The sequence below is a fragment of the Nocardioides luteus genome (assembly GCF_015752315.1).
GTDB lineage: Bacteria > Actinomycetota > Actinomycetes > Propionibacteriales > Nocardioidaceae > Nocardioides.
This window is the reverse complement of the sequence record NZ_JADOVJ010000001.1, coordinates 5,537,551-5,560,458: the sequence shown is the minus strand read 5'-3', so window position 1 is coordinate 5,560,458 and position 22,908 is coordinate 5,537,551. Positions and strand designations below refer to the sequence as shown.

General features: G+C 68.3%; 25 protein-coding genes and 3 tRNA genes. 14 read left to right on the top strand and 14 right to left on the bottom strand.

The genetic code is table 11. The features are described 5' to 3' along the window. Window positions 1-76: 76 nt before the first annotated feature. Together HD557_RS26630 and HD557_RS26625 are read left to right on the top strand one after the other, a co-directional pair. A tRNA-Ile gene (locus tag HD557_RS26630) sits at window positions 77-150 on the top strand. A 257-nt stretch (window positions 151-407) separates the two neighbouring features. Further along, complete coding sequence (locus tag HD557_RS26625; RefSeq protein ID WP_008355562.1) at window positions 408-1,115, top strand: hypothetical protein; 708 nt, start codon at window positions 408-410, stop codon at window positions 1,113-1,115. Window positions 1,116-1,232: 117 nt separating this feature from the next. Here HD557_RS26625 and HD557_RS26620 read toward each other — a convergent pair whose 3' ends face one another. Then, on the bottom strand, window positions 1,233-2,162 hold the full coding sequence (locus tag HD557_RS26620; protein WP_196876079.1) for an MBL fold metallo-hydrolase: 930 nt from the start codon (window positions 2,160-2,162) through the stop codon (window positions 1,233-1,235). A 72-nt stretch (window positions 2,163-2,234) separates the two neighbouring features. On the opposite strand from HD557_RS26620, the gene HD557_RS26615 reads away from it, so the two are divergent. The 3 genes from HD557_RS26615 to HD557_RS26610 all read left to right on the top strand — a co-directional run bounded on the left by HD557_RS26615 (window position 2,235) and on the right by HD557_RS26610 (window position 3,476). Further along, window positions 2,235-3,182, top strand: a complete 948-nt coding sequence (locus HD557_RS26615; protein ID WP_196876078.1) for a hypothetical protein — start codon at window positions 2,235-2,237, stop codon at window positions 3,180-3,182. Window positions 3,183-3,263: 81 nt separating this feature from the next. Further along, window positions 3,264-3,383: a DLW-39 family protein gene (locus HD557_RS28495; protein WP_008355567.1), complete on the top strand. Its 120-nt coding sequence runs from the start codon at window positions 3,264-3,266 to the stop codon at window positions 3,381-3,383. Between the two features lie 17 nt (window positions 3,384-3,400). Next, window positions 3,401-3,476: transfer RNA gene (locus HD557_RS26610), tRNA-Ala, on the top strand. A 35-nt stretch (window positions 3,477-3,511) separates the two neighbouring features. Here HD557_RS26610 and HD557_RS26605 read toward each other — a convergent pair. The 4 genes from HD557_RS26605 to HD557_RS26590 are packed head-to-tail and all read right to left on the bottom strand — an operon-like array spanning window position 3,512 to window position 5,419. Continuing rightward, on the bottom strand, window positions 3,512-4,105 hold the full coding sequence (locus HD557_RS26605; protein WP_196876077.1) for an SRPBCC domain-containing protein: 594 nt from the start codon (window positions 4,103-4,105) through the stop codon (window positions 3,512-3,514). 1 nt (window position 4,106) lies between these two features. Beyond that, on the bottom strand, window positions 4,107-4,439 hold the full coding sequence (locus tag HD557_RS26600) for an ArsR/SmtB family transcription factor (protein WP_008355612.1): 333 nt from the start codon (window positions 4,437-4,439) through the stop codon (window positions 4,107-4,109). Between the two features lie 47 nt (window positions 4,440-4,486). Then, complete coding sequence (locus tag HD557_RS26595) at window positions 4,487-4,984, bottom strand: hypothetical protein (RefSeq protein ID WP_196876076.1); 498 nt, start codon at window positions 4,982-4,984, stop codon at window positions 4,487-4,489. Window positions 4,985-5,020: 36 nt separating this feature from the next. Beyond that, window positions 5,021-5,419 carry a DUF1304 family protein gene (locus HD557_RS26590; RefSeq protein WP_196876075.1) on the bottom strand — a complete coding sequence of 133 codons (399 nt, stop codon included), beginning with the start codon at window positions 5,417-5,419 and terminating at the stop codon, window positions 5,021-5,023. A 174-nt stretch (window positions 5,420-5,593) separates the two neighbouring features. Between HD557_RS26590 and HD557_RS26585 the strand changes: the two genes are divergently transcribed. From HD557_RS26585 to HD557_RS26555, 7 genes are all read left to right on the top strand, one after another. Then, window positions 5,594-6,013: a MarR family winged helix-turn-helix transcriptional regulator gene (locus HD557_RS26585; protein ID WP_040754643.1), complete on the top strand. Its 420-nt coding sequence runs from the start codon at window positions 5,594-5,596 to the stop codon at window positions 6,011-6,013. A 269-nt stretch (window positions 6,014-6,282) separates the two neighbouring features. After that, window positions 6,283-7,320 carry a TauD/TfdA family dioxygenase gene (locus tag HD557_RS29150; protein ID WP_050800489.1) on the top strand — a complete coding sequence of 346 codons (1,038 nt, stop codon included), beginning with the start codon at window positions 6,283-6,285 and terminating at the stop codon, window positions 7,318-7,320. A gap of 117 nt (window positions 7,321-7,437) precedes the next feature. Continuing rightward, entirely contained in the window at window positions 7,438-8,340 is a 903-nt protein-coding gene (locus tag HD557_RS26575; RefSeq protein WP_196876074.1) for a hypothetical protein, read from the top strand. A gap of 22 nt (window positions 8,341-8,362) precedes the next feature. Further along, complete coding sequence (locus tag HD557_RS26570; protein WP_196876073.1) at window positions 8,363-9,223, top strand: SURF1 family protein; 861 nt, start codon at window positions 8,363-8,365, stop codon at window positions 9,221-9,223. Next, window positions 9,220-9,552: a DUF3817 domain-containing protein gene (locus HD557_RS26565; RefSeq protein WP_008355624.1), complete on the top strand. Its 333-nt coding sequence runs from the start codon at window positions 9,220-9,222 to the stop codon at window positions 9,550-9,552. Before HD557_RS26570 ends, HD557_RS26565 begins: the two co-directional genes overlap by 4 nt. A 78-nt stretch (window positions 9,553-9,630) precedes the next feature. Then, window positions 9,631-10,146, top strand: a complete 516-nt coding sequence (locus HD557_RS26560; protein WP_008355625.1) for a peptidylprolyl isomerase — start codon at window positions 9,631-9,633, stop codon at window positions 10,144-10,146. Window positions 10,147-10,251: 105 nt separating this feature from the next. Then, window positions 10,252-11,058 (top strand): rhomboid family intramembrane serine protease, encoded by an 807-nt coding sequence (locus tag HD557_RS26555; protein ID WP_008355627.1) that lies wholly within the window; start codon window positions 10,252-10,254, stop codon window positions 11,056-11,058. A gap of 144 nt (window positions 11,059-11,202) precedes the next feature. On the opposite strand, the gene HD557_RS26550 is transcribed toward HD557_RS26555, so the two are convergent. Next, a complete protein-coding gene (locus HD557_RS26550; protein ID WP_008355628.1) occupies window positions 11,203-11,664 on the bottom strand; it encodes a cell division protein CrgA in 462 nt (153 codons plus the stop codon). A gap of 43 nt (window positions 11,665-11,707) precedes the next feature. On the opposite strand from HD557_RS26550, the gene HD557_RS26545 reads away from it, so the two are divergent. Continuing rightward, window positions 11,708-12,496, top strand: a complete 789-nt coding sequence (locus tag HD557_RS26545; RefSeq protein WP_196876072.1) for a DUF881 domain-containing protein — start codon at window positions 11,708-11,710, stop codon at window positions 12,494-12,496. 28 nt (window positions 12,497-12,524) lie between these two features. Here HD557_RS26545 and pknB read toward each other — a convergent pair whose 3' ends face one another. From pknB to HD557_RS26510, 7 genes are read right to left on the bottom strand one after another with little or no spacing between them, the layout of a single operon-like run. Continuing rightward, on the bottom strand, window positions 12,525-14,330 hold the full coding sequence (gene pknB, locus HD557_RS26540) for a Stk1 family PASTA domain-containing Ser/Thr kinase (RefSeq protein WP_196876071.1): 1,806 nt from the start codon (window positions 14,328-14,330) through the stop codon (window positions 12,525-12,527). After that, complete coding sequence (locus HD557_RS26535; protein ID WP_008355634.1) at window positions 14,323-15,879, bottom strand: serine/threonine-protein kinase; 1,557 nt, start codon at window positions 15,877-15,879, stop codon at window positions 14,323-14,325. The genes pknB and HD557_RS26535 overlap by 8 nt, the downstream gene beginning before the upstream one ends. Further along, window positions 15,876-17,342, bottom strand: coding sequence for a peptidoglycan D,D-transpeptidase FtsI family protein (locus tag HD557_RS26530; protein ID WP_196876070.1), 1,467 nt, complete (start codon window positions 17,340-17,342; stop codon window positions 15,876-15,878). Before HD557_RS26530 ends, HD557_RS26535 begins: the two co-directional genes overlap by 4 nt. Further along, window positions 17,339-18,769 (bottom strand): FtsW/RodA/SpoVE family cell cycle protein, encoded by a 1,431-nt coding sequence (locus HD557_RS26525; protein ID WP_196876069.1) that lies wholly within the window; start codon window positions 18,767-18,769, stop codon window positions 17,339-17,341. Before HD557_RS26525 ends, HD557_RS26530 begins: the two co-directional genes overlap by 4 nt. Continuing rightward, window positions 18,766-20,100, bottom strand: coding sequence for a PP2C family protein-serine/threonine phosphatase (locus tag HD557_RS26520; protein WP_196876068.1), 1,335 nt, complete (start codon window positions 20,098-20,100; stop codon window positions 18,766-18,768). Before HD557_RS26520 ends, HD557_RS26525 begins: the two co-directional genes overlap by 4 nt. Further along, window positions 20,097-20,576: an FHA domain-containing protein FhaB/FipA gene (locus HD557_RS26515; RefSeq protein WP_008355644.1), complete on the bottom strand. Its 480-nt coding sequence runs from the start codon at window positions 20,574-20,576 to the stop codon at window positions 20,097-20,099. Before HD557_RS26515 ends, HD557_RS26520 begins: the two co-directional genes overlap by 4 nt. Further along, complete coding sequence (locus HD557_RS26510) at window positions 20,573-21,280, bottom strand: FhaA domain-containing protein (RefSeq protein ID WP_008355647.1); 708 nt, start codon at window positions 21,278-21,280, stop codon at window positions 20,573-20,575. The genes HD557_RS26515 and HD557_RS26510 overlap by 4 nt, the downstream gene beginning before the upstream one ends. Window positions 21,281-21,520: 240 nt before the next feature. Here HD557_RS26510 and HD557_RS26505 point away from each other — a divergent pair. After that, window positions 21,521-21,607: transfer RNA gene (locus tag HD557_RS26505), tRNA-Leu, on the top strand. A 63-nt stretch (window positions 21,608-21,670) separates the two neighbouring features. On the opposite strand, the gene HD557_RS26500 is transcribed toward HD557_RS26505, so the two are convergent. After that, a complete protein-coding gene (locus HD557_RS26500; protein ID WP_008355648.1) occupies window positions 21,671-22,675 on the bottom strand; it encodes a LacI family DNA-binding transcriptional regulator in 1,005 nt (334 codons plus the stop codon). Window positions 22,676-22,908: the final 233 nt, after the last annotated feature.

Genomic DNA, 22,908 nt, shown 5'->3' with positions numbered 1-22,908 from the left:
TTTTGGTTCCGCGGGCGGCGGGCGGGTAATGTTTCCTCTCGCCTGCTGGTGGGGCTTCCACCCCCAGTTGGCGCCTGCGCTTATAGCTCAGACGGTTAGAGCACCACACTGATAATGTGGGGGTCGGAGGTTCAAGTCCTCCTAAGCGCACAGCAGTTTCACCAGGTCAGAGGCTCCCGTCGGGGGCCTCGACTTCGTTTTCGGGGCCGTCTCCTTCGTCAGATGCCCCGAGGATGCCCGGAACCGCTGGGCGGAGGCCCAGGGGTCGAGCTGTTCACTGCTGCATAGCCTGCTCTACGAGCGCTGTTGGGGTTCTGTGTGTCGAATCGACTGACGGATACCCGCACGGGTGTTTCAATGCAAGCGCGCCGCATGTTGCAGCGCGCCTAGACTTCGAAGGAAGACCCATGCTCCGCAAGTTCACGCTTGCTGCCGCTGCCCTCGCGCTCGGTGCAGCGACCCTGTCACTCGGTGGTTCCGCGCAGGCTGCGACCACCCCGTCTGTCAACGTCACAAGCGCTTGCGAGGGTGGCGCTGGTGTCATCACCGTCGGCGCCCGGCGCTCGCCCAGTGGCGGCACCATCGGAACGACGGTGATTCGTGACGTGAAGAGGCCCAACTGGTCCGGATTCACGATGGTCGGCAACAGCGAGCCGTCCGATCCGTCGACTGAGCCGGCGACGCTCCACCCGGTCGACGGCGTCGTACGCGACACCACGAAGTCCACCCTCGCCTGGCCGAAGCCGGTCATGGGCGTGTACTTCTCGGGCGACTACTCGGTCGTCTGCGTCGGACGTGTCGACCAGAACCCCTACCGAGTCATCGGCATGGGCCCGTCCTCCCAGATCACGGTGCGCCGCGACTCCGGCGTTGTCCGGGTCGAGGGCGTGGCGAACCGGCTCGGCAAGTACCGCCTCACCGTACGTCTGTGGACTCCGGCCGGCTTCCAGGAGAAGTCGAGGGTCGTCAACGTGGGCGTTGACACGAACATCGGTGAGTTCAGGCACCGCTTCACCGGCTTCCAGCGGACCAACAAGTTCACCAAGGCCGTACTGATCGCAAAGAACATCCGAAGTGGCAAGACCACCACGGTCACGGTGCGACGTACGTTCTGACTTTCAATACTGCTCGTGGCCCCGTCGATCCGGCGGGGCCATGATGTCTGAGAAGGCTCGAGCGCGGCGAGCGAGAGCCGCAGGTCAGAGGCTCCCGTCGGGGGCCTCTTCCTCGTTTTAGAGCCGACTGGACGCGTCGTGGTCGTGAGTCGGGACGACCCGCATCAGATGGCGAGCCAGGTGCAGGCGGTGGAGGGTGGCGAAGGCGGCGTCGCGGTCCTCGTCGACGAGGTCGCCGGGGAAGGCAGGCTTCTGCCTGATCAGGTCGACCTGGTCGTAGTGCCAGGCGGCGTCGCCGGCGATCAGGACCCAGCCGGAGGCGGTGCGGGCGAGGACGCCGATGCTGCCGGGCGTATGGCCGGCGAGCTCGACCAGCAGGACGGAGCCGTCCCCGAACAGGTCGTGGGAGGCGGTGAAGGTGGCGACGGGCGGGCCGTCGAGGTCGTACGTCTCCACCGGCCGGCCATCGGTCAGAGCCGGGCGCACTCCCCCGACGGGCGGCCGGCCGGGGCCGAGGACCCAGTCGCGCTCGGTGGTCCGCATGTGGACCGGGAGGCCGGGCAGGTCGAGGAGGCCGCAGATGTGGTCCCAGTGGGCATGGGTCGGGAGGGCGAAGTCGGGCTCGACGTGCGCGGTTCGCAGCGAGTCGACCGTCGGAACGGTGTCGGCCGGCGGTGTCACGAGCCGGCGCAGCATCCCGGGGAGCTCGCTCAGGGCGCGCTCGGGCGCATCGCGGCAGTAGGAGGGGTCGACGACGAACGTCGCCTCCGGATGGCTGACGATGAAGCAGGTCATCGCGTTGCGCACGGACCGGCGGAGCCCGGCGCCCTCGATGAGGCCGCCGGCGGGCAGCGTACGCGGGACCTGGGGCATCGTGAGTACGGTCACCGTCCGGTCGCCCCGAGGCAGGCCGGCGTCGGTGATCGAGGCGAGAAGGCGCTGGTCGGGGCGGCGCGGGCGCAGCAGACCGCGGCCGAACCCGGTCAGGGCGCCGACCAGCTCTCGCGGGGTCGGCGTGGCTGGAGAGGCAGTGGGATCGCTCGTCACAGAGGGAACGTATCGGCCGTGAGCCGGTACGCCATCCGACCACGGTAGGAACCGCATGCGAACATCACCATCATGACGAAGATCGACCTTCCGTTCGACCTCGACTCCATCCCGGGACGTACGCGGCGATGGGTCAGGGGAGGCATGCGGCGCACCGAGAGGTGGGGGCAGCGGCTGGGTGGGCGCGTCGGCCCGCTCATCCCCAACACGCTGGCCACCGGCGGCACCGACGACTGGACTCCGCAGGGGCTGGGCTACGGCCCCGACACCAACCTGCTGGCCCAGAGCTACTACTCCCACGACAAGGGCTCGGCGCTCGTCCTGGTCGACCTGAAGAGCGGCAAGACCGTCGCCGAGGTGCTGTTGGTGGGCTTCAACGGCAAGGCCGGCCCCGGCCATGCCGGCGGCGTCGCGGTCGACGGCGACGACGTCTGGTTGTCCAAGGGCGCCGGCGGCGGCACCGGCAAGCTCTACCGCTACTCGCTGTCGAAGATCCGCAACTCGGAGAAGGCCGCCGAGGTCGAGCCGATCGAGGCGCCGGTGAAGGTGGCGGCCGGCTCCTACTGCCGGATCCGTGGCAACCAGCTCTACGTGGGTGGCTTCGGCAACCAGACGCTGTACGCCTACGAGAAGGGCGAGAACGGCGAGTGGGACTTCTCCGAGCCGGTCATCTCGACCACCACCCCGCCGAAGGTCCAGGGCGTCGTCGTACGCCGTGACGAGTACGTCTTCTCCTCGTCGTTCGGCCGCCACCGGCCGAGCACCATCTTCATCTGCGAACGGAAGCCCGACGGCCGCGTCGGCGCGGTCCGGCGCAAGTTCAAGTTCCCGAACATGGCCGAAGCCATCGTCGAGGTCTCGGGCGAGCTCATCACCACCTACGAGTCCGGCGCCTCCCCCTACAGCCGGCCCTCGGCGTACGGGTTCGGGCTCCTGACCGGCCGGATGTGGGCGAGCACCCACATGACCCTCACCCCCATCGCCTCCCTCGGCCTGGCGCCCGATCCCGAGGCCGGTTGATTTCGTACGCCTCATGGCGGGCCGGTACGCTTTCCTGGTCTAACGGGCAGTGATGCTCCCCCACGACCTGCAGGAGAAGACATGAAGAAGATCGTCCTCGTACTGCTGGCCGCGGCTGGCATCGTCCTCGCCAAGAAGAAGCTCGACCAGTCCAACCCCGAGAAGGGTCACTGGGCCGCGGCGACCGACAAGGTGAACTGACCGACGGACACCCGTCCGGGGCGTTGGCGCAATTGGTAGCGCACCTGCTTTGCAAGCAGGGGGTTAGGGGTTCGAGTCCCCTACGCTCCACCACAGAAACCGCAGGGTGACCTGCGGTTTCGTTCGCTTTACGACGAGATCAGGGCGGCGTACGCAGGGCGCAGCTCGTCGGCTTGGGCCATGACGCGCTGGACGACGACGGCGGCATCGTCGGTCGGTGAGCCCGGGGCGTCGAGGAGACCGGCGAGCTGGTCGAGGCAGACGTGCCAGCCGACGGCGGTGTCCGTGTTGCCGGTGGGTCCGCCCAGCCAGGTCGTGAAGGTGAGGCGGGTGCCGTCGTCGGTGGGTTCGAGGTCGAAGCGGAGCAGGTCGGTCAGGTCCGTACGACCGTCCATCCCCCAGGTGAACTCGAAGGTCCGGGGCGGGTCCCACACCCGCAGCTCCCCTTCCGAGACGTAGCTGTCCGGGTCGACACCCATCTCCTCGATCGCCTCGGTGGTGCTCGCCAGCTCCAGGCCCTCGGGCCAGAACGGGAGGCTCAGGCGCGCGCCGGCGACACGCTCGCCGACGATGTCGGTCGGGAACCAGTGCCGCAGGCCGTCCGGCTCGGTCAGCGCCCGCCACACCTTCTCGGGGGAGTGGCGCAGCTGGCGTACGTAGCGAAGGCCCGTCCTCTCGCCGTCGCGGATCACCTCGCCCATGGGTCCGGTCGTCGTGGTCATCTCAGTCCTCCTCGTGGTCGGGGTCGTCGAGCTGGTCCAGGTGACGCTCGAGCGCATCCAGCCGGTCGGCCCACATCCGGCGGTAGGGCGCCAGCCACTCCTCCAGCTCGCGGAGCCGCTCGGGACGCAGCCGGTAGTGGCGGCGCGGTCCGTCGATGCGTACGTGGACCAGATCTGCCTCGCCCAGGGTCCGCAGGTGCTTGGACACGTTCGGCTGGGCGAGCCCGAGGGTCTCCACCAGCTCCCCCACCGCCATCTCGCGCTGGCAGAGCAGGTCGAGGATCTGCCGGCGGGTCGGGTCGGCGATCACGCTGAAGACGTCTCGGGTGGGCACCCCTTAAACATGCCTCAAACGGAATATGCCTGTCAAGGCATGTGATCTCAGTGCACGAGCTGGTCGATGGCGAGCCAGAGCGCGAAGATCGCGAACCCGCCGGCCAGGACCCCCAGCCCCACGGATGCGTACGCCCGAAGCGGCGTGGACGAGCGAACCCGTGGTGGCGCAGTCCATGGTGGTGAGAGGATCGGCGGCTGAACCGGGGGCCGTGCGCCGGGCGTGATCGGTCGATGGTCGCCCGTCCCGAAGATGTCGTCCATGGTCGCGGGTCCGCCGTCGGCGGGCTCGAGTGGACCGTCGGGGAGCGGCGCGGGGGCGAACGACGGCGTCGCGCCGGTCAGGGCGCTCAACTTCTTGGCCTCGGCGGCCAGGGCGGCGTCGAGATGGGCCCGCGCCGGATGGCCGTACGGAATGTCCTTGAGGATCTGGGTGTAGCGCTCGATCCGGGAGAGGACACGGGCCCGTCGGCTGCCGTTCTGCAGGCCCCAGGCGACGCAGGCGAGCACCACGGCGAAGAGTCCCGAGATGATCGCGGTGCCCATGCTTCGGAGCGTAGTGCTCCGGGGTGGTTCCCGCTATCAGACTGCGATCGCGATCAGTGCGATCGCCGGGAGTACGGACGAGGCGACCGTGCCCTTGATGCTGCCGCCGCGCGGGAGCCAGAAGCCGAGGGCGTCGGCGACACCCATGAACAGCGAGGCGAGCAGCATGTAGATGCAGGTGACGACCACGACGGTGACCCCGGCGGTCTCGTCGCCGAAGTTGACCATCCAGAGCCCGATGAGCGTGCCGACCCCGGCGAGGGCGTTACGAGCGCCGATGCAGAACGACCACAGGTGGACGTTGCGGATGCCGTGCGCCTCGATGCCGAGGAAGCGCTGGACCGCCGGACGCTCGATGAAGAAGGCCTCGAGGGGGAAGACGGCGATGAGGATCACGGCGGAGATGCCGGCGCTGAGCTGTGCGACTGCGTTCATGGTGACCTGCTCGGGACGGGCCTCGACGAGCGAGGCGGCGGTGGAGATCGTGAAGGCAACACGCGTCCGGCGGAGCCCCGTGAACAGACGGCTGTCTGGACACCGGAGAGCGGTATGATAGTCAGTCTTGCTGACCATATTGACCAGGGTGCCGCAGGGTGTCAAGGGGGTTCGATGGACATCGCAACGCTCATGCTCATCGCCTACCGGGCGATGGACGAGCGCGTCATCTCGGCGATGCGGGACGCCGGCTACAACATCACCGTCGCGCAGGCTCGGCTCGCCCAGCGGATCGCCGAGGACGGCTCGCGCCTGGTGGACCTGGCCGAGCAGGCACAGGTGACCAAGCAGACCGCGAGCGTGCTGGTCGCGGCGCTGGAGCGGGAGGGGCTCGTCGAGCGGGTCCCGGACCCGACCGACGGTCGCGCGCGCCTGATCAGGTTCACGGTGGAGGGGCAGGCCGCAGCCGACCGTGCGCGGGAGGTGGCGATGAGCGTCGAGCAGGAGTGGAACGACTACCTCGGGCCCCGGCTGGCGACGGCGCTGCGGGAGGCGCTCACCTCGCTGCGCGAGCTCGTCGATCCGTACCGGTGAAGGTTCCTGCCGACGATTTCCGAAAAGCCAGGCTGAACGGGCAAATCTCTGGTAACTGGGATACCGCAAGGGAGATACATTCCCTAAACAGGTTCACGCCGTTTGCGCAAGGGGCCTAATACCTATCGTCTCGTCATTTGGACCTATCACTCGTTTGAATTCCGTACGGCGGAACAAAGTGGTCCCGAACTTAGGAAACCCTTTGGTGCGGGTGCCAGAAAACGTTTCTGACGAAACCCCTCCACCACAAAGTCCGAAAGGTCAATGTTGTGGGCGCAGAGTCCGTAGTCACCCGGGTCGAGATGACCCCAGCCGAGTCCCAGGCCGCAGCCACGCTGGCGGAGTCGTTGCTCGCTCGATTCGGGGATCCGGTCTCCTCGGAGTTCCTCGAGACCGCGCCGTTCCTCGGTGGTGAGCTCCCCGAGAGCGTCGCCCGGGCGATCCGTGCGTTCCGCTACGGCGATGCGACCGATGCTCTGGTGATCAGCGGCCTTCCGGTGACCGCCGGCCCGACCCCGCCGCACTGGAACCACCCCGACGCCCAGGCGCCGCACGCCGCCGACTTCTGGCTCGCCCTGATCATGGCCCAGCTCGGCGACGCCGTCTCCTGGTCCTCGCTGCAGGGTGGCCAGCTGGTCAACAACATCCTGCCCATCCAGAAGCAGGAGAGCCTGCAGACCGGCCACAGCAGCGACGTCGTGCTCGACCTGCACATCGAGGACGCGTTCAGCGACCTGCGCTGCGACCACCTCGGCCTGATCTCGCTGCGCAACGACGACATGATCCCGACCACCGCGGTGGGGATCAGCTCGATCGACGTGACCGGCCCGGAGTACGCGCCGCTGTTCGAGCCGCGCTACGTGATCCGCCCCGACGACGAGCACCTCCGCAACCTGCGCGAGGCCGGCGTCAACGAGGGCGAGCTGCTCGCCACGCCGACCGCCGTGCTCTCCGGGTCTCCGCAGGCTCCCGACGTCCGGCTCGACCCGCCCTACATGGAGGCGCTGCCGGGTGACGTCGAGGCCGACCAGGCGCTCCAGCTGCTCATCATGGAGCTCTCCGCGAACGTCGAGGACGTCGCTCTCGCCCCGGGTGAGATCCTCATCGTCGACAACCACCGTGCACTGCACGGCCGTAAGCCGTTCAAGGCTCGCTACGACGGCACCGACCGTTGGCTCCGCCGCCTCACGACCGTCAAGGACCTGCGCCGCAGTCGGGTCGCTCGGTCGGAGGCATCGTCGCGGATCATCGACCCGGTGCTCGAGCCTCTCCCCGCATCCCTTGAGCTCACAGCCGCTGGTCGCTGACGCTCGGGATCAAGGAGGCCGCAGGCGATCTGCCTGCGGCCTCCATCTATGTCGTGCCCCATCTCGCTGGGACCGATGTGCCACATACCGTGACGGGGATCGGGAATACTCGTTGGGGTGGACGTGAGGCGATGGGGTGTCGGCGTGCTGGCCGTGGGGCTGGCAGTTGCGCTGGTGGGCTGTGGGGACGACAGCGAGCCGAAGAAGCCGGAAGCGGCGCCCACGGAGGAGACCTACCCCGCGTACGCCGCGACCATGAGCCCCGTCGAGGCCGCCATGACGTTCGTGCCCGTGAGTGCGAAGACGCTGGCGGTGACCGACTACGACGAGGTGAAGTCGCTCTTCGGCCTCGACGACGTCACCAGCAGGACGAGCCCGGCGGAGCAGAGCAACCTGTGGAGCCGGGCCGACAAAGGCGCGGCCCAGGTCAGCGGCGGGCTGCTGCGCGGCGTCGACCAGCGGCTGCGTGACACCTACAAGTGGGGCGCGGCCGACGTCGTCTGGGAGGCCAGGTTCACCGGCGGCGGCACGGAGGGATTCGTCATCAGGGTCGCCGACCGGGTGAAGCCGGGCCGGGCGATCAAGGCCGGCGTCGGACCGCTGAAGGGCGCGACGTTCGACCCGAAGACCCACCTGATCACCAAGCACACCGCGGCCCCGGGCGCCGAGAACTGGGCAGCCCAGGAGCCATTGGTCGCGGTTGCCGGAGGCCCGGCCACCTCGACGTACGTCGTCAACGGCTGCGCCGAGGGCGGACCGAAGGAGAAGACCCGGCTGGCGCCGGTCGAGGCCTTCTCGGTCGAGTTCGGCGGCGGGCTGGCCACGCTGCGACTCGGCGAGGACCGCGACGACCTGTTCTACCGGCTGAAGCTGGGTGATCAGGACGCTGCGTACAAGAAGGTCTTCACCCACGGTGTCGCGGACCCGTCCACGGGGCGGATCGGTTTCCGGGTGACGAGCCCGGTGACGGCGGCCACCCTGGTCACCAGCGAACCCGTCCCATTCGCGGTCTGCGACTAGGCCCCCGTACTCTGAGAGTGCTATGGCCGCCCAGACCAGTCCCCCGCGAAGCATCTTCTCCCCCAGGATGTGGGGTGCGCACGCGCTGGTGGTGATCTTCGTGACCGGCGCGGTGCTGCTCGGGGTGTGGCAGTACCAGTCGAGCCAGCAGGACAAGCAGGACCAGGTCGCCGAGCTCGTGCACGCGAAGCCGAAGGCGTTCACGGATCTGATCGGGCCCAACGACGCCTTCCCGTGGGAGCAGATCGGCCGTCCGGTGACCGTCTCCGGGATCTGGATGCCCGAGGAGACCATCTTCATCGACGGGATGGAGCGGGGCTCCCAGGTCGGCTTCTGGGCCGTCACGCCGGTGCTCGTCGAGGACACTGAATCGGCCGTCTACGTCGTGCGCGGCTGGACCCCGGAGGTCGGCACCGCGCCGCCGGCGCCGCGCGGCCACGTCACCGTCACCGGCTGGCTGCAGCCCAGCGACTGGACCGACGTCGCCGACGACCGCAAGTCCGACAACGTCTTCCCGCAGCTCGACATCTCCGACCTGATCTCGCGCACCAGCTACGACCTCTACAGCGCCTACATGGTGCGCTCGCCGGTCGAGGACAACTGGCCGGCCAGCTCGATGCCGGTGAACGACGGCGCCACGGACGTGGCCGACGTACCCGCTCCGCAGCTGCCCGAGCCGGAGGCCACGACGGGGTTGCGCAACCTCCTCTACGCGATCGAGTGGTGGCTGTTCGGCATCTTCGGGATCTATGTGTGGTGGCGCTACGTGCGCGACACGCTCCGTCCGCGGACTGATGACGATGATGCAGATCACGGGGTCGATGCGTCGGGACAGATGGTCTCGACAAGCTCGACCACCGGGGGCGTACCCTCGGACGCGTGAACAAGCTGTTCGGCACCTACAAGGTGCTCGCGTACGTCGTCGGGGTGCTGCTGCTCGTCGGCACCATCTCCTCGCTGTTCAAGTATCTGCTCCCCGAGGGCACCGCCCTGCAGTCCTTCGGCGAGACGATGACGCCGCTGTGGGTCGCGCACGGCTGGATCTTCATCATCTACGTGATCGTCGCGTTCCTGCTCACCCAGAAGGCCCGCTGGACGATCCCCGAGTTCCTGCTGATGATGATCGCCGGTCTGATCCCGGGGCTGATCTTCTGGGTCGAGCGCCGCGTCGCCGACCGGATCGCTCCGAAGCTCGCTGACGCGGCCTCCTGACCTCGGGCCCACGACCGACACTGTGGGAGGATCGAGGAGTTACATCCCGTACCAATCCCAATGTCGGAAGGGCAGGTCATGGCTGACCAGAAGGCCATCCTCCACACCAATCACGGTGACATCACGATCACCTTGTTCCCCAACCATGCTCCGGAGACGGTCGCCAACTTCGTCGGCCTCGCGACGGGGACCAAGGAGTACACGGACGACGCCGGCCGCTCCGGTGTCCCCTATTACGACGGTCTCGGCTTCCACCGCGTCATCGACGGGTTCATGATCCAGGGCGGTTGCCCCCTGGGCACCGGTACGGGCGGCCCGGGCTACACCTTCAAGGACGAGCCGCACCCCGAGCTCACCTTCGACAAGCCCTACCTGCTCGCGATGGCCAACGCCGGCCCCGGCACCAACGGCTCGCAGTTCTTCATCACCACCGGCCAGGCGCCGTGGCTGAACTTCAAGCACACCATCTTCGGTGAGGTCGCCGACGAGGCGTCGAAGAAGGCCGTCGACTCGATCTCCGGCACCAAGACCGGCGCGATGGATCGCCCGGTCGAGCCGGTCGTCATCGAGACGGTCGAGATCGTCGAGGGCTGATTGTCCGAGACGACCCCGGTCGGGGTGCCGGTCTGCTACCGCCACCCCGGCCGTGAGACTCACATCAGCTGTCAGCGCTGTGGGCGTCCCATCTGCCCTGACTGCATGGCCAGCGCCTCCGTCGGCTTCCAGTGCCCCGAGTGCGTGAAGGAAGGCCACAGGTCCGTACGTCAGCCCAAGCGCTTCACCAGCGCGCGGATCGGCTTCCGGGCACTCCCGGTGACCTTGTCGCTCATCGGCGTCAACGTCCTGGTCTGGCTGAGCATCACCCTCACCGGCGGCGCCGGCTCGAGGATCGCCGACTTCATCGCGATCCGTCTGCAGGGCTACTGCCGCACGCCGGACGGTGGCTTCGCGGTGCCGGAAGGCGTCTGCCGGTCGAGCGGCTACACCTGGATGCCAGGCGTCGACGACGGCGCGGTCTGGCAGCTGCTGACCTCGACGTTCACGCACGTCTCGATCATCCACCTGGCCGTGAACATGCTGTCCCTCTACATGCTCGGCTCGTTCCTCGAGCCGATCGTGGGCAGGCTGCGGTTCCTGGTCTTCTATCTGATCTCCGGGCTGGCGGGCTCTGCCCTGGTGGTCTGGGCCGCGACACCGGCCGGCTCGACGGTCGGCGCCTCCGGCGCGATCTTCGGGCTCCTGGGCGTTCTCGTGGTGCTCTTCGTCCGGGCCGGGCAGTCGCTCTCCCCGCTGCTGCCGGTGCTGCTGATCAACGCAGGCATCACCTTCTTCGGCAACGGCATCTCCTGGCAGGGCCACGTCGGTGGGTTCCTCGGCGGTCTCGTCGTCGCGTGGATCTTCACCCAGTTCCGGGCCGACCGGAAGGCGCCGCTGCAATGGGCTGCTCTGGGTGGGTTCACGGTGCTGCTGCTTGCGCTCGTCGGCGTACGGATGTTGATGTTCTGACGCCTTCGGACTAGGTGTTTTCGGGGCGTTTTCCCGGCGTGGACAAATCCACAGGTGTGGAAGACCCTGTGGAGAACTACACCCGTGTAACGCAAAGAGGCGCAACCGCAAGGGTTGCGCCTCTTTCGGGGTCTAACTGGGTGATCACTCCCACTTCGTGGCGAAGGTGAAGCCCACCGCCATGAAGCCGATGCCGACCAGGAGGTTCTTCTGACCGAGGTCGTTGAAGACCCAGATCTTGTCCAGGTGGTCGTTGGCGAAGATGTAGAAGACGCAAATCCAGATCAGGCCGATCACGAAGCAGCCGAGCATGCCGACCACGACGCCGCGGCCGCGGCCCAGCGGGGTCTTCGGGTGGGCGGAGACGGCCAGGCCCAGGAAGAGCAGGACGAACCCGATCAGGTAGTTCCACCCCTCGAGCTTCTGCACCGGCTTCGGCCCGGTGAAGTCACCACCGACCTCGTTGGGGCGGACCCCGACGTAGTAGTAGACGATCCAGCCGATGCCGAGGGCGATCAGCAACAGTGCGATCCCGAAGCGCGGAGTGAAGATCGGGTCCTTGGGCAGGTCGAGATCACTCTTCTTCGAGAGCTTGAGCTTGGCCACGGGTGATGCTCCTCAGACAAATGTGATTGCTGCGCATACCCTAATGGTCGTGAGCTCCGGAACCCAGGCTAACCCCACCTCTAAGCCAAAGCGCTGGTCCCGCGCGACCTCCTGGCGGGTCGGTACGCCCGTCGTGGTGCTGCTCTGCGGCGGCCTGCTGGCGGTGAGCTTCGTGAACGCGGACGGCACCGATCTGCGTCCGGGGCGCTACGAGGACCTGGCGACGCTGGTCGACGGCGAGCGGATCCGCTACAACCGCCTCGAGGCCCAGCTGGCCGACCTGCAGAGCGAGGTCGACCATCTCACCAGCGGGGTCACCGACAAGGACGTCAAGAAGCTCCAGCACCAGTCCGCAAGGCTCGCCGACCCGGCGGGCACCTCCGACCACAGTGGCCCCGGCATGCAGATCGTGCTGGGCGACGCCCCCTCGGAGGTCCAGGAGAGCTACACCGGCGACGACCCCAACTCGCTGGTCGTGCACCAGCAGGACATCCAGGCCGTCGTCAACGCGCTCTGGGCCGGTGGGGCCGAGGCGATCACGATCGCCGGCAAGCGGATCATCACCACCACCGGCATCAAGTGCTCCGGCAGCACCGTGCAGCTCGACGGCGTGCCCTACCCCCAGCCGTACGTCATCGAGGCGGTCGGCGACCCCGACCGGCTCCAGGCGGCGATCGACCGTGACGACCACGTGCAGAACTACCGTGCCGACGCTCGCGACCCCAACGTCCAGATCGGCTGGTTCCTCAAGCCGCTGACCTACCTCACCGCGCCGGCCTACGACGGCCTGCTCGACGTGAAATACGCGAAGCCCCTGCCTCAGGACAAGTGAGGCAGGGGCTTCGGCGAGGTCCGGGTGCCTACGGCGACGCCGGGGTGCTCGGCGGCAGCGCCGGGTCACACGTGGGCGGATCGCCCGGCTCGGCGGTCTGGGTGGCCGACGCCGACGGGTTGGCCGGGTCGGTGCCAGGCACGAGGGTCTGACAGCTCGGCAGGGCCTCCTCCTTCGTCGAGACGAAGATGATCACCTCGCCGTCCTGGGCGAGCGGTGTGCCCTTGGCCGGTGTCTGCTCGACGACGGTGCCCTTGGGTTTGTCGGTGTTCGGCTCGGCCTTGACCACCGGCGTGAAGCCGGCGCTGCGGAGGATCTCCTTCGCCTGTTCCTCCGTCTTTCCGACGACGTTCGGAACCTTCTCCGGGCCCTTGGAGACGGTGAGGAGGACCTCGGTGGTCTTGCCGGTGGTCACGCTCTGGTCCGCGACCGGGTCGGACTCGATCACCGTGCCCTTGTCCTTGTCGGACTCGGCCGTCTCGATCTTCACCGTGAAGTTGTAGGGATCGCCCTCGAGCAGCTCCTTGGCCGTCTTCTGCGGCATCCCGATCACGTTGGGCATCTCCCGGTTGGGTGGCCCGGTGGAGACCGTGATCGTGACGGTGCTGCCCTCTTCGACGTCCTGGCCGGCGGGCGGATCCTGAGAGATCACGACGCCGACCGCGACGGTGTCGCTCGACTCCTGCTTGACCGCGCCCTTCAGCTTGGCCGTGCTCAGCTCGGCCATCGCCTTCTCCTGGGTCAGACCGGTGACGTCGGGGGCGGGCGTGGTCTGCGGACCGAGAGCCGTCGGAAGGAAGTAGGCGCCGACCGCGATCAGGCCGATGATGACGAGCCCGAGCAGCACGAGCACCCAGGGCCGAGGTCCGTCGGGTCTCTCGTCCTGAGGCGGGTAGTAGCCACCGTTGGTGGGGTCGCCGTAGGGGCCGGGAACGCGGTTCTGCGCGACCTGGGTCTGGTCGATGCTCGGCGGCACGGTCGCCTGGACCGGACGTCCGGCGAGGTAGCGCTCGATGTCGGTGCGCATCGCCTGCGCCGACTGGTAGCGGTCCTCGACCCGCTTGGCCAGCGACTTCATCACGATCGCGTCGAGCTCACGGGGCAGCGACGGGTCGTGGGCCGACGGAGGCTGGGCGTGCTCGCGGACGTGCTGGTAGGCCACCGAGACCGGCGAGTCGCCCACGAACGGCGGACGGCCGGTGAGCAGCTCGTAGAGCAGGCAGCCGGCGGAGTAGACGTCGGAGCGGGCGTCGACCTGCTCGCCACGGGCCTGCTCGGGGCTCAGGTACTGCGCGGTGCCCACGACGGCCGCGGTCTGCGTCATCGTGGACTGGACGTCGTTGAGCGCCCGGGCGATGCCGAAGTCCATCACCTTCACGTCACCGGCCGGCGTCAGCATGACGTTGCCCGGCTTGATGTCGCGGTGGATGATCCCGTTGCGGTGGCTGTAGTCGAGCGCGTTGAGTACGTCGGAGCTGATCTCCAGCGCCCGCTCGGGCAGGATCTTGCGACCCTCACGGAGTACGTCGCGCAGCGTGCGGCCGGCGACGTACTCCATCACGATGTAGGGCTGGGCGACGCCGTCGTCGGTCTTCTCCTCGCCGGTGTCGTAGACCGACACGATCGAGGGGTGGTTGAGCTTGGCCGAGGACTGCGCCTCGCGCCGGAAACGCGCCTGGAAGGTCGCATCGCTGGCGAGGTCCATCCGCAGCCGCTTGATCGCGACCACGCGACCGAGCCGGTGGTCGGTGCCCTTGCGGACCTCCGCCATCCCGCCCCGGCCGAGCAGCTCGCCGACCTCGTAGCGACCGGCGAGGATCGCTCCCTCAGCCATTGCCGCCCCCGTTGCCGTTGCCGTTGCCACCGTCGGTGTTCTCTTCGCCGGGGATGTCGGGGAAGACCCAGCCGTCGGAGGACTCGCCGTCGGTCGGCTCCTCCTCGTCGGTCTCCTCCTCGTCGGGCTCTTCCTCGGTGGGAGTGGGCTCGACCTGCGGGCGCTCGCCGTAGTAGCGGATGGTGATCGTGTCGCCCTCGTAGAGGTTGCGCGTCGGGTCGAGGCCGGCGACCGTGTCGGGCTCGTTGCTGCCGTCGTTGTCCTGAACCGTCGGGTCGACCTCGAGGCCCTTGTCCTGGAGCTCGCGACGCACCTCGTCGACGTTGCGGCCGATGTAGTCGTCCTCGTCGATCTCGACGGCCTTCGGCTCCTCCTCGGGCTCCTCCGACGGGGTGGGCGTCGCGGAGGCCGAGGGCGTGGAGGAGGTGTCGTTGGCCGGAGGCGTCTCCGGGTCGGCGGCGAGGGTCGAGATGATCCAGATGATCGCGACGATCACGGCCACGAGCATCACGAGCACGACGATGTTGAACGGCTTCTTGTACCAGGGCCGCTGGTCGTCGTCCTCGTCGTAACGGTCGTAGGGGTCCTGGTAGCGAGGCGGCGGCGGACCCTCGGGGCCACCCGCACCGCCCTGCATGCCGACGAAGTTCTGGGCGCCTGCTGGCGAGGGGACCGGGTCCATGACCGCGGTCGCGTCGGCGGGCGCAGCCGCGACGACGGTGGTGGCGTCGGCGTCGGGGTCAGCGGCGGCACCGTGACCGACCATCGCGGCTGTGAACGCGGCCGCGTCGGCGTAGCGGAGCGTCGGGTCCTTCTGCAGGCTGCGCATCACGATCGCGGCCAGGTCGGCGGGGACGTGGTCGGGCAGTGGCGGCACCGGGTCGTGCAGGTGGGCGATCGCGGTGGCGACCGGGGTCTCCTTCTGGAACGGCCGGTAGCCGGCCAGGCACTCGAAGGCGACCACGCCCAGGGAGTAGACGTCGGAGGCCGGTGTGGCCTTCTCGCCACGGGCCTGCTCGGGGCTGAGGTACTGAGGCGTGCCCATCACCTGGCCGGTGCCGGTGATGCCGGTCGACGCCTGGGCGCGGGCGATGCCGAAGTCGGTGACCTTCACCTTGCGCTGCGGGGTGATCAGCAGGTTGGCGGGCTTCACGTCGCGGTGCACGATGCCGGCCCGGTGGGCGGCGGCCAGCGCGTCGCCGGCCTGACCGAGCAGGTCGCGTACGACCTCGGGGGCCAGCGGACGGCCGTCACGGAGCAGCTCGGAGAGCGGCTTGTGGTCGACCAGCTCCATCACCAGGAACGGGCGCATCAGGCCGGAGGCGGTCGGCATCTCGCCGACGTCGTAGACGGCCACCACGTTGGGATGGTGGAGCGCGGCGGCATGCTTCGCCTCGGACTCGAAGCGGGAGCGGCCGATCGGGTCCTCGGCATGCTCCGGCTTGAGGAGCTTGATCGCGACCTCGCGGTTGAGCGTCGTGTCGGTCGCCCGCCACACCTCGCCCATCCCGCCGGTGCCGATGAGCTCGTGGAATACGTAACGACTCATGAGATCGCTGCCTCCATCATGGCCTTCGCGATTGGGCCGCCCAGCCGTCCGCCGGCGATTTCGCTGCGTTCGGTGCCGCTCTTCTGGACCATCACGGCGACTGCGATGGACGGGTTCTCCGCCGGGGCGAAGGAGGTGAACCAGGCGTACGGCGGCTTGTCCGGCGTGGTCTGGGCGGTGCCGGTCTTGCCGGCGACGCTCACGCCGTCGATCGCGGCCGCCTCGGCGGTGCCGTTCTCGACGGTGCTGACCATCATCTGGGTCAGGATCTCGGCGGTGTCCTGCGAGACGGCGGGCTGGTTGTCGATGGGCGTCGGGTTGCCCTGGTCGATGACGTCGAGCGAGGAGGAGGTGACGCGGTCGACGAGGTAGGGCTTCATGACCTCGCCACCGTTGGCGATGCCGGCGGAGACCATCGCCATCTGCAGCGGCGTCGCGATCACGCTCTGCTGGCCGATCGCGGCCCGGGCCTGCTCGGCCTTGCCGTCGTTGGCGGGGTACTGGCTCTTGGCCAGCGGGCGCAGGTCGTCGAGATAGTCCTGGCCGAACCCGAAGGCCTCGGCCTGCTCCTGCATCTCCTCGTCGGAGAGCTCCATGCCGAGCTGCCCGAAGGCGGTGTTGCAGGAGACCTCGAGCGCGCGGGTGAGGGTGATCTGCTCGCCGCCGCAGCTGGTGCCGTTGAGGTTGGGCAGGTCGGTGGTGGTGCCGGGCAGGTCGAGGGACGCACCGCCGTAGACCTTGCTGTCGCCGTCCATGTCGAGGTTCTCGATCGCGGCCGCAGCGGTGACCAGCTTGAAGGTCGAGCCCGGCGGCAGCGCGGTCTGGATGGAGCGGTTGAGCAGCGGCTCGTCGTCGTCCTTCGAGAGCTGGTTGTAGGACTTCCCCGCGGCGGAGAAGTCGTGGGTCGCCAGCCGGTCGGGGTTGTAGGTCGGTGTCGAGGCCATGGCCAGGATCCGGCCGGTCTTCGGGTCGAGCGCCACCGCAGCCGCCTGGACGTCCTCGCCCAGTGCGGTCAGGCCCTCGTACGCAGCGTCCTGGACCTTGGGGTCGATGGTCAGCTCGACGTTGCCGCCGGCCGGCTCGGAGTTGGTGACCAGGTCGACCAGGCGGTTGGTGAACAGCTTGTTGTCCTTGCCCGACAGCACCGAGTCCTGGGACCTCTCGATCCCGGTCTGGCCGTAGGAGTAGGACATGAAGCCGGTGATCGGGGCGTACTTCTTGCCGCCCGGGTAGGTGCGCTGCCACTTGAAGGTGTCGTCGCTCGGCTTGCTGGTGGCGATCGCCTTCTTGCCGACCAGGATGTCGCCGCGCTGCTGCGAGTAGGCCTCTTCGGTGACCCGGCGGTTGTCGGCGCGGTTGTTGTACCAGCTGGCCTTGAAGAACTGCACGTACGTCAGGTTCAGCATCAGCGCCACGAACAGGATCAGGCAGCCGACGCTGAGCGTGCGGATGGGGCGGTTCACTTGCTCATCGCCCCTTTGTCGAGCTTGACGATCTGGGTCTCCTCAGCGGCGAGGTCTTCATCGGACGGCGCAGTCGGCAGCGGACGGCGCGACTGGTCCGAGACGCGCAACAGCAGGGCCACGATCACCCAGTTGGCGACCAGCGATGACCCACCATACGAGAGGAACGGTGTGGTCAGACCGGTCAGCGGGATGAGCCCCGTGACGCCACCGACGACCACGAAGGTCTGCAGCGCGACCGAGGTGGCCAGACCGACGGAGAGCAGCTTGCCGAAGTCGTCGCGGGCCACGATCGCCGTACGCAGGCCGCGCTCGACGATCAGGCCGTAGCAGAGCAGCAGCGCGAGGAGCGCGGTCAGACCCAGCTCCTCGCCGATCGCCGGGACGATGAAGTCGGAGTTGGCGTAGGGGATCCGCCAGGGCTGGCCGGAGCCGAAGCCACGGCCGATCATGCCGCCCCAGGCCATCCCGAAGAGCCCTTGGACCAGCTGCTCCGAGGAGGTGCCGTTGAGGGGCTCCGGGTAGTAGTCGAACGGGTTCAGCCAGGTCAGCACGCGGACGCGGACATGGCTGAAGAGACTGATCGCGGCGAAGACCCCGCCTGCGAACAGCAGACCGCCGACGACGATCCAGCCCTTGCGTTCGGTCGCGACGTACAACGTCACCACGAAGAGGCCGTAGAAGAGCAGGCTGGAGCCGAGGTCACGCTGCAGGACCAGGATCGCGAGGCTGATCACCCACATCATCAGCAGCGGGCCGAGGTCGCGGCCGCGGGGCAGGTCGATGCCGATGAAGCGGCGGCCGGCCAGGGCGAGAGCGTCGCGGTGGACCGCCAGGTAGCCGGCGAAGCAGATCACCAGGAGGACCTTGGCGACCTCACCGGGCTGGAAGCTGACCGGACCGAGGTTGATCCAGATCCGCGCACCGTTGATCTGCTTGCCGATGAGCGGGAGCATCGGGAGGATCAGCATGACGACCGCGCCGAGGCCGGCGGTGTAGGTGAACCGCTGCAGCATCCGGTGGTCGGGGACCACGAAGAGCGTGATCAGGAACAGCACCACGCCGATCGTCATCCAGATCAGCTGCTGACGGGCGAACGCGTCGGACTCGCTCGCCCCGGCGGCCAGGTCGAGCCGGTGGATGACCGCCAGACCGAACCCGTTGAGCATCGCCACCAGCGGAAGCAGCACCGGGTCGGCGTACGGAGCCAGCAGACGTACGCCGATGTGGGCCGCCACCAGGAGCGCGACCAGCCACGTGCCGTAGCCGACGATGTCGACCGGGATCTTCTCCTGCACCCCGAGGCCGACCGCGGCGTAGGCCCCGATCCCGACCGCGAGGGCCAGGATCAGCAGGACCAGCTCCGCCCCTCGGCGTGACCGGTGGACGAAGACGGGCATCGAGCTCGCCGGGGTGAAACCGCTCATGACCCGCTTCCCGCGTCCGCGGCGCTCTGGTCGGCCAGCGACTGCACCTTCTCCTGGGCGCCGGCCAGGTCCTTGCTGTGGATGCCGTCCTCGAGCTGGTTCTGGTAGGTCTCGGCCAGGTCGGAGACCTTCAGGTCAGAGGTCTGGTAGGGCTCGGAGAGGTCGAAGCCGACCATCGTGGTGGGTACGCCGCGGAAGATCGTGACGTTGCCCTCCTGCTCGCCGATGTACCACTGGTTCTGCGACCAGACGAAGGCGGTCGCGACGGCGACCCAGACGACACCGAGGAGGGTCAGCAGCCCGAACGCCCAGCGCAGCTTCAGATACTTCGCCGGCGCCTGGAGGGCGTAGCGCATCTCCTCCGGGTCGGCGGCGATCGCGCCGTCGGGGATCTCCTCGTCGATCGGGTCGAGCTCGCCGGTGTCGCCCATCCGGTGACCGCGGAACAGAGCGGTCATCTGGCCGGTCTTGGTGGTCCTCCGCTTGAGCTCGGCCGCCGCACCGACCATCTGGGCCTCGAGGCCCGCGGACGGGACGGTGTCGCTGGGCACCACGTCGGCGACCACGCAGGTCACGTTGTCGGTGCTGCCGGAGTCGAGGGAGACCCGGACCAGCTCGACGGCTGCGTACTCGGGCGTGCCGGTGGCCAGGATGTCAGCGATCCGGGGGTCGTCGACGTAGCCGCAGACGCCGTCGCTGCAGAACATCAGCCGGTCGCCGGCGGCGAGGTCGACGATGAACAGGTCGGGCTCGAGCTCGCGGGTGCCGTCGAGGGCCTTGAGGATCAGGTTGCGGTGGGGGTGGGTCTTGGCCTCCTCCTCCGTGATCCTCCCCTCGTCGAGCAGCGTCTGCACGAAGGTGTGGTCGTGGGTGACCTGGTGGATCGCGCCGTTGCGGAGGAGGTAGGCGCGGCTGTCACCGACGTGGCCGACGGTCAGCTTGGAGCCGTCGAAGAGGCCGACGGTCGAGGTCGTGCTCGTGCCGTTGAGCGTGGGGTCGTGGTCGACCAGGTGGCCGATCTCGTCGTGGGCCATGTGGAGCGCGTGGGAGACCAGGCCGATCAGGTCGTCGTCGACCAGGCCGGGAGCAGGCTCCTCGTCGAGCTTGCGCAGCTGCTGGACGGCCGTGCTGGAGGCGATGTCACCGCGGGCAGCGCCACCGACACCGTCGCAGACGGTCAGCAGCCACGGGCCGGCGTACCCGCTGTCCTGGTTGTCCTTGCGGACCCGGCCGACGTCCGAGATCGCCGCGAACTCGAGGCGAAACGGGCGTCCGTCGGCAGAGCCACGGACAGGAGCGGGGTCGGGGGTGGGGTCGGTCGCAGCGGTCACTTGCGCAGCTCCAGGATTGTTTTACCGATCCGCACCTGGGTTCCGAGAGAGATGGCGGTCGGCTGATTGATCCGGACGGACCCGATGTAGGTGCCATTGGTCGATCCGAGGTCCTCCACGAACCACTGGTCGCCGGAGACGGCGATCCGGGCGTGGCGGGTGGAGGCGTAGTCGTCATCGAGGATGATCGCGGCATCGCTGCCGCGGCCGATGACGATGGGGGCCTGCGAGAGGGGCACCGTCACACCGGCGTTGGAGCCGGTGGTGACGGCCACATGCGTGGGTACGCCGCGCCGCGGTGCCCTCGCCGCGGGGGACTTGCCGCGGCCCGGTGCGGCGGCGGGCTGGCCGGCGGAGGCGTTGGTGACCCGTGCACCGAACATGTCGGAGCGGATCACCGACAACGCCGCCAGCACGAAGATCCACAGGATCGCCAGGTAGGCGACCCGGATGAGGAAAAGGGTCAGCTCGCTCAACGGCGCTCCTCCACGATGTGCGCGGTGATGACGGTGGTGCCGATGCGCACCTGAGAGCCGTCGTCCAAGGTTGCACTCGCCATCTTCTGCCCGTTGACCAGCATTCCGTTGGTCGAGCCGAGGTCGTAGACCTCGACCCGCACACGGTCGCCGGCCTGCTTCGAGCGGAACTCGATGTGGCGGCGGCTGATGCCCGGGTCGTTGATGCGCAGATCGGCGTCGGTGCCTCGGCCCACGACGAGGTTGCCGTGGAGCGGGTGCCGGGTGCCGTTGATCTCCAGGTAGGCCTGCGCGCGGCTGACCTGGGTGTCGCTCATGTCGGCGCCGGAGACCGCGGCCTGGGCGCGGCTGCGCACCCGGAACCGGCCGATGGTCAGGTCCTTCGCCTCGCCGAACTCGATGTTCACGCGGCCCGGGAAGACGAATCCCTGCGCCTCGGCGTGGTCCATCAGCTGGCGCTTCAGCTCTTCCTTGAGGTGGGGTCCGTAGGACTCCAGCTTGCCGAGGTCGCTGGAGGACAGCTCCACGAAGAAGTCGTTGGGGACCAGGCGACGCTGGCGGCTGAGCACCTGGGCGTTGTTGTCGATCTCGCGCTGGAGCGCGGCGACGATCTCCACCGACTTCACCTCGGACCGGAACGCCTTGGCGAAAGCGCCTGAGATGAGCTGCTCCAGCTTCTGCTCGAACTTCTGCAGGCCGCTCACGTTGTTGCGCTCCTCTCAGGTGCCGGGTAGGCCGGTCGGGTTGGGTGTCAGTCGCGTACGGGCATAGTCGTCCCCGGATTCGGCCCGATCGTATCGGTGCACCCCAGGGGATCTGCCACTTCCCGCATTCTGCGTGGTTTCGATCCTCCCACGATCGGGTGACCGCCAGCGTCAAGGCGGGCGGGGTGCCGTCGTTTTGGGCGGGCGGACGCGTGTGGGCTAACGTTTCCTCTGTTGCACGCGCGAGTGGCGGAATAGGCAGACGCGCACGGTTCAGGTCCGTGTGTCCGAAAGGACGTGGGGGTTCAACTCCCCCCTCGCGCACCACCACAGTCGAAGTCCCGGATCCTCGGATCCGGGACTTCGTTCATTCCGGGGAAGGTCTACGTGTCACGCCCGTGGGGGTCCGCAGCTGTCGCGCTCGACCAGGATCGGCGCCACGAGCCTGGTCTGTGGGCTCCGGCCGGCGAGGAGGTCGGCCGCCATCTCCACTGCCAGTGTGCCGATCTCGTCGGCCGGGATGTCGATCGAGGTGAGCCTGAGCGCCGGACCCTCGGCCAACTCGGGCGGGCCGACCGCGAGGACCGACACGTCGTGCGGCACCTCGCGTCCTGAGGCCCTGAGAGCGTGGAGAAGGGTCCCCACGACAGGTTCGTTGTGTACCACGAAGCCCGTGGTGTCCGGCTGTTCTGTGTCGACCCGGGCCAGGCTGGCCGCGAGCCCGTCATGGCTTGACTCGCAGGGAACGGCAAGACCACGGATCCCCGCCTCGGATACCGCAACCTCGAAGCCAGTGCGGAACCGGTGCGCGTAGGTCGTTCCCCGCTGGTAGGCGGCCGGCGGCGGTCCGACGAGCGCGACGGCGGTGTGGCCGTGGTCCACCAGGTGCTGCACCGCCAGTCGGCCGGCGGCCTCCCAGTCGAGGTCGACACAGCTGAGGCTGTCGGCCCGGGCCGGCAACCCGATGAGCACGGTGGGCTCGCGGAGCCGACGCAGGACGGACAACCGGGGGTCGTTCGTGGCGACGTCCATCACGACGAAGGCGTCGACCATCGACCCGCCCGCGACCCGCTCGAGCCCAGCCGGGCCCTCGTCGTTCATCAGCAGCAGTACGTCGTGGTCATGGGCGCGCGCGGCTGTGGCCACGGCCGCAACGAACTGCATGATCACGGGCACGTAGAGATCAGTGCGCAACGGCGCAGCCAGCGCCATGACCCGTGTCTGCCTGCTGGCGAGCGAGCGCGCCCCCGCGTGCGGGCGGTATCCGAGCTCGTCGATCGCGGCCTGGATCCGCTCACGGGTCGCGGCGGAGATGGGCCGCCTACCGCTCAGCGCGTACGACACGGTGCTGACCGAGACGCCGGCCGCCTTCGCGACGTCGACGATCGTGGTCATGGCGCCTCCTCCTGGATTGCCTCATTCCGCCGGGCCGTCGAATCGATTGTCGAAGCGCTTCGTCGAAATGCTCTGTCATCGTGCCAGATGCGTTCGACCGCCTGGGGAGGCGGGGGTGAAAGGAAAGTGTGACCGTTGACACATATGACGCCGATCTCTACCTTTGAATCGTCGAAGCGCTTCGATGACCGACCGAAGTGTCGTCGCACCAGGCGTCGGCGCATTCCTCACAA